We start from the raw sequence: 12,897 nt of genomic DNA on the forward strand, positions 1-12,897 counted from the left end.
ACGAATACTATGATACATCTCAATGAGTTATATCTTATCTTAAACAAATCTCTAAAATGGAACAAGTCACATTTAAAGTGCTTTGCGCTCATCATGCTTGTGATTATTTTAAAGCAAACATGTAATCTTTCTTCTGCATCTAAAGCCTTGCCCATCAAGTGCTTACCACAATCATTTTATCGACGTATGCAGCGCTTCTTTGCAGGTCAGTATTTTGATTATCGTCAAATTTCTCAGTTGATTTTCAATATGTTTTCATTCGACCAAGTGCAACTGACTTTAGATAGAACCAATTGGAAATGGGGAAAACGAAATATTAATATCCTGATGCTCGCAATCGTTTATCGTGGAATAGCGATACCTATCCTTTGGACATTGCTTAATAAACGTGGAAATTCAGATACGAAAGAGCGCATTGCTTTGATTCAACGCTTTATAGCCATTTTTGGTAAAGACCGTATTGTGAATGTGTTCGCAGACAGAGAGTTTATCGGTGAGCAGTGGTTTACATGGTTAATTGAACAAGACATCAACTTCTGCATTCGTGTTAAAAAAACTTCATTGTCACCAATCATTTAGGAAAGAATCATAAAATTAGTGATTTATTTCGCCATCTTAAAGTTGGTCAAATTGAATGTCGTAAACGACGGATTTTGGTTGGTCGGGTGAAACTATATATAAGTGCACTACAGTTAGAAAATGGAGAGCTTTTACTCGTCGTTTCTCCTCAGTTTAATGCCAATGCTATTCAGGATTATGCATTACGCTGGGAAATTGAAACCTTATTCAGTTGTCTCAAAGGACGCGGGTTTAATCTTGAAAATACGCGCTTGACAGACCCTAGACGAGTGAAAAAATTGATTGCGGTGTTAGCTATAAGCTTCTGTTGGTGTTACTTAACGGGTGAATGGCAACATGATCAAAAAAAAGCGATAAAAATAAAGAAGCATGGACGACTCTCAATGAGTTTATTTCGCTATGGTTTAGACTATGTTCAAATGGCGATTCAGCGTTTAATTGGTTTTGGGAAAAAAGAAGAGTTTAAGGAAATTTTGGCAATTTTAAGAAGGCAGAATCCTGATAGGATAAGGGTTCTGTGAAATTTGTCGTGTACAGAGGTTCATTTTATAAACCTTTCAATAGTTTTGTAGCTCTTTATACATTTGATACCGCGTATAGCAGATATATAACACGGCGATGTTAATAGAGATTGCATGAAGAATGATGATCAGGTTGGCACCCGATAATTCATCATATAAGGGCGAATAAAACGCATAAACGACTGAGAGTTCAGACATTAAAATCCAAAAAAAGCGGATAGAGGGGATATATCTAAAAGCTTCACTTTTTGCTTAATTTGTTTTTGCTGACTCATATTTCTCACCATTAGATTACAGCCATTAATATTGATTAATGATTTCATCCATCACATAAATTGAGTAGTTGTACTGGTCTAAGCGATATTTGCTTTCTTCAGTATGTTCACTGGCCAATGCTTGTAGTTGAGTTTCGTTCATGGAAGAAGCATAGCGGTTACGGATTGATTTAAGCTGGCTCAATTCTAAACGTCCAGTACTCTTGGTCAGATTGCTGACAGTTGTGAATAGATCCTGGTCATATTCTTGCAATTCACCATACAGCCAAGCAAGGTGTTCTGCATTGATGTATGGGTTATTTTTTTCATAGTAGTTTTTCAGTTTGAATAAACTCAAACCACATATGAACACAGCAACCATAAGGCTAATGACAAGCCCCTCACCGAGTTTAAGTAGGTATAGGAATATAAAGATACTAATCACGCCAATGGCAATAGAGATATATCGCATGGTTTGATTTTGGAACATTTCTAACATGGGCATTACTCACTTTTTGTAATGTTGTTTTGATAAAGATGGTCTATTTGAGCGATGGCAAGTTTCATGCGTTCCGTGGTGCAAGTCAGGTCGTCATCAAAACGATGGTTGAATTCAACAATCCCCTGTTCTTCCATGTCTTGCATTTCACGCTTAGCATTACTTAAGCCTTTTTCTATACCAACCAGATTCAAGTTAAAGAAGTCTTCTAGTAGCTTTTCACTCTCAATGATTTGTTTGAGCTCAGTAACATAGACTTCAGTTTTCTTTTTGCTGATTTCCGCAGCCATCGCATAACGAAAGTTGCCGTTTACAACAACAGTTTTGAGATCTGGTGAATATTCGTTGTATTCACTTGGAATTCGACTAACGGACTGGACGGCGTGACTCCAGCCATACTTCTGAAAATATTCAATTCCCGTCATGGTATATACCTACGATTGTTCTTTTTTAAGTTCAATAACAGCCAATAACGCTTTGTTTTGGCGTTCCAATTCATATTGTTTTTGACGGTCTACATTTTGGCGATCGAAAAGTTCTCTAATCTGCTGTTTGTAGTGGTTGTCATAGTACGAATAGGCTTTACGTTCTGCTTTTCTACGTGCAATGCGAACTTTGGGATGCCAGTTGAATTCTTTGTCGTCTGCATAACCCCTCATGAACTCAACCAGTTTGCTATCACCACGCATTTTACAAACCTTAATGAAGCCCATTTCTAAAACTGTAATTGGCGCACGGCGCGGATCTCCAAACTCCCAACGCCGTTTAATCCCAAAGCCACACATCTCTATTTGAACCGTAATCATGGTTTAACCTTTATCAAATGTTTGAGCTTCTGGATCTTCGACATTAAATCTGGACCATCACTTTCATGGTAAACAAGGTGTTCATTAACGAATGTGATAAAAGCATCCAATTCAGTTTGAATCGTTGCCAATTGATTGCGTAACCACTGGCATGTGGCTTCATCTTGTTTTATCGCCGTTTCAAGCAATCCTCTCGCATGTTCATAGGCATTTGCCTCACCTTGCGCCACCATATCTGCAGATGATTTCCAATCGCCCCATTTCTTATTCCAAAAGTCATCGAGCAACTGCAGTAATTTTTCCACTTCCAATTGGTCATCGCTGATGGCTGGTGTTTGCATTTGATAGATAGATTTTTTAGTTTCTACTTCACTTTGCATCCAACCATCACGAAAAGCTTCCCATTTCGCCTGATGCACCCAAGAAGAATAATTGCCACTGGCCAACAGACTACCGACCACGCCGTATCTATTTTCAAAAGCGCTACGAGCTTCAATTTCTGAAGCAATGTTTTCATTAGTATTTTGCGTATCAATCATGCTGACTATCCCCATGAAGCAAAGGCACTTGTAATGAGATTTTTGTTTCCTTCATCTCATGAAGTTTTTGAATCGCACGTTCTGGATCTATCACCCATGCATCAAAGAGAAGTTGAGTGACAAAAGAAAACTTCTCACCAACTTTGCGGAACGGTGCGCCGTGGCTATTCAGGAATTGTTCAAACACAAGATATTGCTGTTCGATGGCCTGGTTAAGTTCAAACAGGTCAATACAGCCCTCTAGTAAGTTGTACTCACCTGAAGCATTCGGCATAAACATCCATTTACGCTCATGGGTTAAGCCATCTACATGTAGGTAGGCATGTTTGTTGAGACTAGTCCACTCAGGTTTCATCATGACGTAGGTGTTGTACTCGTCATCTTCAAGATAGTTGTAGTGGGTAGCATCAACGGGTTTCTTTGCTAAAACAGAAATGGCCTGTTCAAGTGTCAGACCGAGAATGAGTGCATGTGGTGTAGTTGATGATTGGTGATCCATATTCCCTACCCCTTAGATTGTCGGGCTAGTCGGTTTAGGACCACTCAAACAAACTTCGTTTTGAACGTGATTGTAGATCTCAGCCAAGTGAGGGCGTGTGCTAAAAAATTGATCTTTTGATGTATCAGAGAGGTTAGCACTCATGATGGTGAGTAGTGCTTCATTTTTGAATTGCGCTTGAACCGCCGTCTTTAATGCACCATTCAATGAAGCATGCAGATTGTTGAATAGCGAAATAACACGGGCATTCTGATCATTCTTTTTGAAGAAGATAAAATTAACTTCACGTTCACGGAAAAACACCAGCTGATATTCAAGCCCTGATTCTGATAAATCATTCCCCATATCAATCAATGCATCATCTGGTACGGCGAACGCAGCGTATTTTGAATCAAAGTTTTGAAGTGCTTTATTTGAGATTAGATTCAAACTTACTTTGCTTTGAATCGGCACACATTGGCTCAGTTTCTTAGCCAAGTAATGTGCAGCAGCCATGTGATGTGATCCACCAGCATTTTGAACAAAAATCTTAGGACTCCAGCCATAGATAAAAAATTGATCAGTGGTTGTATCTGGAGAGTTCAATAAACGGATTTCTGGCCATAACAACATTCGATCTAAATTTTCCATACTCACATCACTAATGTAATCAGGGCATGCGTTTTTTACAAAATCATCAATGCTACGGTACTGGCTTAAATCCGACTTGGAATTTGAGAAGCCCCCAATTTCAGATAGGTCAAGTAAGCATGGTGTTTCAAGATGAATGATTTCTGCAAAAATCGGATTAAATACTTCAGCCAATTCTTCAGCAAAGGTAGAGATGTAGAACGGCTTATGATTTTGCGTATCTTGACCAAGGTAGCTGATGGAATCGTTATCTTTGGCATGTGGATTCAAAACAATGTTTTTGCCTGGTACAAAATTAGTAGGAGATATACCAGTCATACAAAGAGAATCTTTGATTTGATGAAAAGGGAAAACATCGGTCATGGCGATGCTGTCAGAATTGACTAAACGGGTATCAATAAAGGGTTTTAACTTGAGATTCTTATAAAGCTTATGTTTTGCTGAAAATACCGAAAGTAAAGTGTCTAACATTTTAAGCACTCCATTGATTAATGCTTTATTAAAACTAATAAAGATATATTAATACAGAAAGTGCTTATAAGTATTTTTTTGGAAAATTAATTTAAGAATTGCGGTTGAGTGGTATTAGTTGCAAGTGGTTGTACGGCGTTGTTATCGACAGACTTTGAGTACTGTTGCACTTCAACAATTCGCACACCTTTAACGTGTAAACGTGTTTTATAGTCAGTCATTCCAAGTGTTTGTAAGTCGTCTAGCTGTTCTTTAGTCATTGCCTATATCCTGTATATTGGATGTGATTTAAGGGCAATTTAATTGATGTATTAAGGATTGTAAAGGGTAAAACACAGTTCATTAAACTTTTTATGAAATGGTATATACCGATTAAGCCTAAAACAAAACAAGGTTTTAAGAAGTGGTTTAGTTATGTTTAAGAATATGCACGTTAAAACTAAGTTATTATATTAAAATGCATCTAAACTAGGGTTAAAACCAAACTGGATGCCAATATGTGTTCAAACATTGAATCTTACGCCGTGAACCTATCCAATGTACCTAAAGCTATCTCTTGCTTGAATATGTATGACTTTCAAACGTTAGCACTAGGACCAACCTATTTACCCCGATTTATCACTTGCAGATCGCCACATTCCATATACGGCGCTATTGGTTGCATTTGATGTGAATGCGTCTGAAAAGTTTCGCTTAATCGAAATGATGGTGCCTGAAGCCATTCCGCTGTCGCAGTTGTTGTTATTGGCCATATTCAATGAAACGCCGTATAAGAGCGAATATGAAATAGCCCAATACATGCCGAGTGATGAATTAAGGCGTATTAAGTACAAACAGCTCACCCAAAAAAACTAAAGGCTGGATAACCAGCCTTATGTCTTCTACATGGATGCGTTTAGTCATCCTTTTTTTTGATTGTAATGCCTGATCGTAATGAAGCTGAAGAACCTTTTGAACCAAGTATCACCAACAATTTTTCAAAAGTAACGCATTCGTGCGAGAACGGGTTTTTCATCAAAGCTTTTTCAAACTTAGCTGCATACTGTTGTTCTACGAATTCCATTTCATTTTTAGTGCTATGTGAGATGGCTTGATCAAGACTGGCTTTGTTTTCCGCAATGTATTGTGTCTGATCTTCAGGTTTTACATGGCGTGGTATCTGAACAAGCTGATATTCAGTAATTGGCGCAACGGTTAAGTCATATCCTGTTAGGATCTCTTTCAATTCATCATAGTAGCTGTCTAGGTTCATTGGTGTGATAACGGCGCGAGTCACAGTTTCAACATCACTTTCCTGTTGAGCCTGTTCAGGTTCGCTTATACGTTCACCATAGATATTAAATTCAGCATCAAGATCCGCATTGTTGTAAGCACCAGCTTCTACTTGAGGTGAAATGTCAGAATCTTTACCGAAGTACTGGAACTGTTTTCGCTTCTCAATAATCTGGTCTTTAATGTTTGCTTCTTTTTGTGCTGAAACAATACTTTCACGGTGTTTTTGTTCTTTGGAGATTTCACCTTTCGCCGTGGACGAAGACATTACTGTTCTTTGACCAGGTGCCATCCCTTCAGGTGTGATGGATTCAAGACGTCTTGCTTCAAGAATCTGATGTACAAAATCTTGAGTAAAGTCTTTTACCGTGTTGTTGTTTTCGTACAAGGTGTTATTGAGCTTTCTGCAGATCTCAAAATCACCAAGCGCCGTGACATTGGCAGATGAATTGTTGTCTGTCAGTAGCGTGTGTTTTTCCTCAATCTCATGAATGAAGTCTTCAATTTTTAAAGTAGGATCGTAGATTTCAGATTTTTGGATATTGAAGATTGGGCAAAGGTCATTTAAGCGTAAGTACTTGGGTTGATCACCAGCCACATAGAACGCCAACATTGATACGATTTTAACGTCTGAAGTTTTACCACCTTCCCCTTTAGTTGATATGAGCAAGGTAAATTCGCCGTTGTGCTGTCCGGCAATTTGTTCAATTGTCACACGTTTTTCTTTGGCGAACTGGACTTCTGTTTGTGGTACCGAACGGTTGAATACTAGACCTTGATACATATTGATTGAGTTAACTTTACCTTGCCACTCTTCACCAGCAAAACCATCAACCAATTTGTATGTTGTACTTTCAGCACCCGAAGTAGTACGTCCAATGGCTTTAACGGTCGTGTTACCCCATGTAGCAGCTGCTTCCTCTTTAGATCCACGTTCAATATCTTCAAATGTTTGAGCACCGAACGTAATAGAGAAGTTAAGCGAACGTGCCTGAGCTGGTAAAACCGAAGCACCGACAATAACGATGTAGCCCCATTCGTCCAAAAATAGCTTAAATGAAGTAGAGGCGTTGGTTGGTCGTGCGTCAATAATGGCACGGCGTAAACCTTCCATTTTGTTACCAAGGGAACCAGCCATCATTTGTTTAATTGAGCCAATGATTAATTTTCCGAGCATTTTGAGTGAGTCTGGTGAACGCTCAAGAGCTGGTAATGGCACAGTTAAGATACGGCGGTTAAGTACAACGTCAAAAATATCAATATCACCGCCATGCTCTACACCAAAGATGTGACCATAGTTAAACGTCAAGTCGTTAATCGCCTTGGTTAACTGCATGGTGATATAACCGTGTTGCTCACGGGTTTTGGTTTCTTGTTTCTTTAACTTTTTAGGGTTGCTTGAATAACCAGGTAATGAAACGAGGTAGCCTTGAAGCTGTTCAGCCACACGTTCAAAGTCAATCCCGTATTTATCGTTATGACAAAATACCAATTCTTCAAGTGCTTCAAGTTCCATGTATTGCGTGAATACTTTTGGTGAAAGCTGAATGAAGCCATTGTCACGTAGATAGACCAAAACTCGTGTAAGTGCAGCGATAAAGGCCATCGCACGACCTTTCCACATGTCACCACCGCCACCGCCTGAGTCATCAAGCAAGTTGATCAAGAATTCAATCAACATCCCTGAGCTGGTGTTGCTCATTTGGTTCATTGAGTTGGTCATCTTGTCGGTTTGTGCACGTAGCATGTTACGACCTGAGGTAATGAAGTTGATCGTTAATAGATCCTCATTACGCCCAAAGCGGTTACATAAACGATAGTGGTCTTGTTGAGCCTTGGTATCACCTTTTGCGTCTACAAAGATATAACCTGAGTTTTGTACGTACTGGTTGGCACAGTTACCTAGCATGTATTCTGTTTTACCCGAACCCGTAGTACCTAACACAATTTGATGTGTACGGTCATCGGAGTTGGATGCATAAACAGGTAGACCAGTTTCACGGCAACGACCAAGGTAAGTCACACCCTCACCTTGTAGCTTATCGCGATTGGTACGTGCGTATTCCAAAAAGGCTTTTGGATTGTCCAGTACGTCATCTTTTACGCGTGATGTAATGTCAGTTGACGCATCCAGTGAGTTTGAATGCAACGGCGCACGGAATGGCCACTCAAAAAAGTAATCATTCGGATGTGTGTAGCGTTTTAATAGGTAATACGCGATCCCTATAAATATCTCACCGCCAAACGGAACAACAAACAAAATAACTGCAATAGCACCAAGAACGCCAACCAAATAATTAGCGCCGTCTGGCGCTGTAAGTTTTAAATGGATTTTCTCTAAGCCTGATCGTGTATCACGCTTAAGCGAACTAGGTCTGAACTTTGTTTGTGTGCCGTATTTTTGTGTAGAAGCCATACTTTGCGACCTACTCTTTTATCTTCAGGATAATAGGCAAAGTCGTTGTTTAACGACCTTACCCATATCCAAGCACTTCAATGTATATACCAATTAACGCAAATCTATATAGCTGATTGGAGTTAAGAAGAAACAGCTTCAGACTTACGTTGGTTCAGTAATTTTTTCTTCATGTTTTGCTCAAGTTCATAGCGTTGATATTCAACAACCATCTCTTGTGCCATGGTAGAAATCACTGAAGCAGTTGCTTTGTTTTCGTCAAAGTCCGTGCCTTTATTTTTGGCATTTTTCTCAATCATGGTACGCCGTGTCTTAATCTGGTTCTTCGCACCTTTTGGATAGAATTGTGCAAGGACCTTCAACGCCTTACCACGTTCACCGATAAGGTCATACGTGTAGTTACGGAGCGCACGTTCATCGGGATGTGTACTGAGTGACCATAAAAGGATTGGACCAAGTGAAACGGTATATAAGCCCGAACATTCCATTTTTTCGAGTTTAATTTTACTGAAGTACGTTAAGCCTTGATCTGAGAAACCTACGTTACCTGAACCAAGCGCATCCATTTCTAGTTGAGTTAGACCGATGCTGTCACGAATAGCTTCACGAGATTCGCGTGTACCAGGATCGACAATCACATACGCCGTAGCAAAGCCCACCAAGTCTTTAAAGTCTTCTACTTTGTGAGATGCCAAGTTAAGACGAGCACCCCATTTACGCAATGTACGTGCGTCTTCAGCCAATTCTTCTAATAGGATTGGATCGCCTTTCGCAACGTGCAATTCGTCATAAGACATAATTTTGCGGTCTTCAAGAAGCTCATTAATCAGTTGGGTTGCATATTCACGATAAGCTTGTGGGAATTTTGGAATATCGTCACGGCTCACGGCGAACTTACGTTTAATGAACATCCGTACAATCTGGAAGAATAGCGATGTAGTTTTAGGATCTGATGATGTCGCAACTTCGTTTAAGTCGATAGAAGCTACACGAGCGTTACCAATGTCAAAGTTGGTGTGATAGAAGAATGCTGGATAGGTATTTTGTGCAGCCATAATCTGATGCGCCAAAAAGTCCAGTGCTCGTTCATTATCAATATGAACATCACTCCAAACATCTAAAATTGATGAATCAGAAAGTGTTTCAATCATATCGCCAATAGTCGGCATTGCGTAACGGTGAGCCAACGTGCGTCCACGGATCTCATTCATTGAATGGAAAAGATCACGTAGAGCGTAATAAGAAATATCCTTACCTTGTTCAGAATGTGGCTCAATCAGTCCGTGTTTTTCCATGATGCGATCTAGTTCTGGATCTGCAAAGCGCATGTACTTACGTGCTTTATGATCAGCATTCGTATCATCAGCAAAATAGAATGTACGGCGTAGGACCGCACCAATAACGTCAGAAGTGTTTTTGGCTGGTTGCCCTTTCAATTCAGGCGGTGTTACCAATGAACTTAAAAACGCTGTCATTTGACGCATTTCGTAGTTCAACGGGTAGCGTAAGCCCATACTGAATTCAAGCGGATTAATCGCTTCTTCTTTTGAGTTTTTAATACGCTTATAGATGGCATAGTGACGTAGCTCTTCAGGCAATGAATCTTGCACTGTTTCTACTAACCCACGGCTTGACTCACCCACATCGACAATATAGGTCAACGGGATACGTTCGTTACCAGGCATCATGATGTCCTCAAGCATGCCTTTGTTCATTGTGACCGATTTACCCGTACCCGGTTTACCAATGTTAATAGTCGTCCATACAGTCACTTCATTTGAGAACGAATCAAGAATAATCAGTTTACCGTCTAAGGTTTTGTTGAGCTGATGCCCTTTATGGAATGGTGAGTTAATACGTGTCAGCGGTAACATGTAGAACACATCAAACAACGGTGCTGGTGAAATAGGTGCGTGATTACGTACCATCAAGCCCGGTATATGTGATGCCCAAGTCAAAATAGGATCGCCAGCCTGTTCCATGACTTTTGCACCGCCCCACGCTTCAAAACTCTTCCAAAGCTTTTGGCGCCGTCCTACAAGAATGTTTACACCATCTTCGGTATTCGGTGCCCATGTCATCATGGTCATTTGCAGACCAGCAACAGTGTCTACTTGATCTAGGTCATTTTTAGTGGCCATCAAAATGTTACCAGCATTACGAATGGCTTTGTTTTGTGCCGTCATAAAGTGAATAACGCTTGATAACGTGCGTTTCATCATGGTTCCAGCCATACCATCACCAGTAATACAGTAACTCACCGCATATGGGATAGAACGGATGTTACCGTTAGTGTCGTGCGTTTTGGCCTGGTGTAGTAAGCGGAATAGCGTTTCAAACGTATTCGTCTTAGCTGGATATATATCTACCATCAATGGCGCATATACAACGCCGTCAGTGATAACACTTCCCACTGGATAGAATGAACCTTGACTTGTACCAGGTAAGATCGCATTCGTCATGAGTTGTTCTGAGATCGGTTGATACAAAACGTGTGACGCATCATGTTCTGATGGTATTTCTTTCCAACGCATCGGTAAGCGTGTATTCAACATCGGCACAGACAAGGTGAAGTCATCTGAAGTTGAATGTGAGGCAATTTGTTTTTTAATCGTTAGACCAGCTTCAATAACATTCAATACTTCATAGATTGCTGGAAATTCTTCAGTTGAGAGTGAGTTTAAGAATTGTGAGACAAAAGACTCATGGTGTACGTATAAGCTGTCCGATGATTTAAGCATGTCTTGAGCATTGACCGTACTTGGCATTGTAATTTGCGACAGTAGCTTTTTACGGTTTTTTGAGTCTTGAGCTTTATCGATTGGCGATAGTAAGGTTGGCTCAGAGATTAAAGCGATATAACAGCTTTCGTTAAATACACCGCCTGAAATGGTTTCTGTCATTTCATCAATGATGATGTCTAGATTCATCGCACAACGCGCCGTGGTCGCCTTTTGCATGGTGTTCAAGTCATGAATCGCGTATGGCGTCTCATGGTCTACTTTGAACGCTAGATGAATCGTATGTCCACGGTCTTTGAAGTAGTTACGCATGTTGCTCGTCATCAAACCAATTTGACGGCTGAATGCATCACCACTAATTAAACTCTTAATCCCCTTATATTCGATGATCGTAATCATTGCACCAGTTTTTGTGACAAACGTATGTTCGTCCGATACTGTTTCTAAATCGCAATAATCTGATGTGTGCTGAAAAAACAGGAGGTTTTAACTTGGTAAACTAAACACACTCATCAGGAGTTTACCATGAGCAAGAAACACAAGACTTACACCACAGAATTTAAAGCTGAAGCCATCAAATTAATTGAAGCCAATCAAGGCAATGTCTCGGAAACAGCTAGACAACTTAGCATTTCAATGCAAACTCTTTCAAATTGGAATACCAAAGCAAAGGCTGGAACTTTAGCAGGTACAAAACAGTATTCACCTGATCTAAACGCTCTACTCGAAGAAAATAAAAAACTCAAACAACAGCTCAAAATAGCTGAAATGGAACGTGAATTTTTAAAAAAGGCAGCAGCGTACTTTGCCAAAGAAAGTCAGTAAGGTACGCCTATATGAAACAAAAAAGATATTCTTTTCCAATTACCTTAATGGCTCGATTACTTCATGTTTCAGTTTCATGTTTTTATGATTGGCTCAAGAGAGGCGTGAGCAAAAGAACGATTCAACGAAATCAACAGACGATATTGGTGAAAATAGCCCATGAGGAGACAAGGCAGAGCTATGGTTATATTCGATTAACCAAATACTTACAAGCTCAGGGCATAAAAATGAGTATGTACGCTGTACGTCAGATAAAAGCGCTGAACCACCTGTATTGTAAGCGACACAAGCGTTTTAAAAGGACTACGAATAGTGACCATAATCGAGCGATCTATGAAAACCTGCTGGAGCAACAATTCTCAATGACTAGACCAAATCAAGCATGGTCAAGTGATATTACGTACATATGGACTGTTGAAGGATGGCTGTACTTAGCAGCGGTAAAAGACCTTTACACGAAACAAGTGGTTGGCTATAGCTTAAATGAGCGCATGACAGCACAGCTTGTTTGTAATGCGCTAAATATGGCTATTCACAATCAAAAACCAACCAAAGAACTGATTGTGCATTCAGACAGAGGAAGTCAATATTGCAGCCATGAATATCGAAATATACTTGAGCAATATGGTTTTCAAGGTTCAATGAGCAAGCGCGGAGACTGTTACGATAATGCACCGATTGAAAGCTTTTGGGGAATACTGAAAAATGAGTTAGTGCATCATTACAACTATCAAACCAGAGAAGAAGCCAAAGCAGATATTATAAAATACATTGAATTATTTTATAATCATCGAAGAATTCAAAAGGGTTTGGGTTTTAAGACACCAAATCAAATGGCCGAAGAC

General features: G+C 39.9%; 11 protein-coding genes. 2 read left to right on the forward strand and 9 right to left on the reverse strand.

The genetic code is table 11. The annotated features are described in order from the left end of the window. Positions 1–9 precede the first annotated feature (9 nt). A protein-coding gene (locus tag N7590_RS20295; RefSeq protein WP_100607965.1) for an IS4-like element ISAba1 family transposase occupies positions 10–1,100 on the forward strand; the annotation gives its coding sequence in 2 pieces (ribosomal slippage) (positions 10–550 and positions 550–1,100; 1,092 coding nt in all). A gap of 300 nt (positions 1,101–1,400) precedes the next feature. On the opposite strand, the gene N7590_RS20300 is transcribed toward N7590_RS20295, so the two are convergent. The 9 genes from N7590_RS20300 to N7590_RS20340 form a co-directional block, all read right to left on the reverse strand. Continuing rightward, positions 1,401–1,853 (reverse strand): hypothetical protein, encoded by a 453-nt coding sequence (locus N7590_RS20300; RefSeq protein ID WP_005005931.1) that lies wholly within the window; start codon positions 1,851–1,853, stop codon positions 1,401–1,403. A 5-nt stretch (positions 1,854–1,858) separates the two neighbouring features. Further along, positions 1,859–2,278 carry a hypothetical protein gene (locus N7590_RS20305; RefSeq protein WP_000145713.1) on the reverse strand — a complete coding sequence of 140 codons (420 nt, stop codon included), beginning with the start codon at positions 2,276–2,278 and terminating at the stop codon, positions 1,859–1,861. A gap of 9 nt (positions 2,279–2,287) precedes the next feature. Further along, positions 2,288–2,659, reverse strand: a complete 372-nt coding sequence (locus tag N7590_RS20310) for a hypothetical protein (RefSeq protein ID WP_005005929.1) — start codon at positions 2,657–2,659, stop codon at positions 2,288–2,290. After that, the gene (locus N7590_RS20315) at positions 2,656–3,198 is read right to left on the reverse strand and encodes a hypothetical protein (protein WP_005005928.1); all 543 of its coding nucleotides are present in this window, start codon (positions 3,196–3,198) and stop codon (positions 2,656–2,658) included. The genes N7590_RS20310 and N7590_RS20315 overlap by 4 nt, the downstream gene beginning before the upstream one ends. Then, positions 3,191–3,697 (reverse strand): hypothetical protein, encoded by a 507-nt coding sequence (locus N7590_RS20320; RefSeq protein WP_005005926.1) that lies wholly within the window; start codon positions 3,695–3,697, stop codon positions 3,191–3,193. Before N7590_RS20320 ends, N7590_RS20315 begins: the two co-directional genes overlap by 8 nt. Before the next feature lie 12 nt (positions 3,698–3,709). After that, positions 3,710–4,798: a DUF6685 family protein gene (locus N7590_RS20325; protein WP_005005924.1), complete on the reverse strand. Its 1,089-nt coding sequence runs from the start codon at positions 4,796–4,798 to the stop codon at positions 3,710–3,712. 86 nt (positions 4,799–4,884) lie between these two features. After that, positions 4,885–5,058 (reverse strand): hypothetical protein, encoded by a 174-nt coding sequence (locus N7590_RS20330; protein ID WP_162900306.1) that lies wholly within the window; start codon positions 5,056–5,058, stop codon positions 4,885–4,887. A gap of 635 nt (positions 5,059–5,693) precedes the next feature. After that, a complete protein-coding gene (locus tag N7590_RS20335; RefSeq protein ID WP_279935837.1) occupies positions 5,694–8,486 on the reverse strand; it encodes a hypothetical protein in 2,793 nt (930 codons plus the stop codon). A gap of 122 nt (positions 8,487–8,608) precedes the next feature. Further along, positions 8,609–11,626, reverse strand: a complete 3,018-nt coding sequence (locus N7590_RS20340; protein WP_279935838.1) for a hypothetical protein — start codon at positions 11,624–11,626, stop codon at positions 8,609–8,611. Positions 11,627–11,752: 126 nt separating this feature from the next. Here N7590_RS20340 and N7590_RS20345 point away from each other — a divergent pair. Continuing rightward, a protein-coding gene (locus tag N7590_RS20345; protein WP_279935839.1) for an IS3-like element ISAba22 family transposase occupies positions 11,753–12,897 on the forward strand; the annotation gives its coding sequence in 2 pieces (ribosomal slippage) (positions 11,753–12,011 and positions 12,011–12,897; 1,146 coding nt annotated over the 2 pieces). This gene is flagged as partial in the annotation.

Origin of the sequence: Stenotrophomonas sp. GD04024 (genome assembly GCF_029837545.1) — a bacterium.
Lineage (GTDB): Bacteria > Pseudomonadota > Gammaproteobacteria > Xanthomonadales > Xanthomonadaceae > Stenotrophomonas > Stenotrophomonas forensis.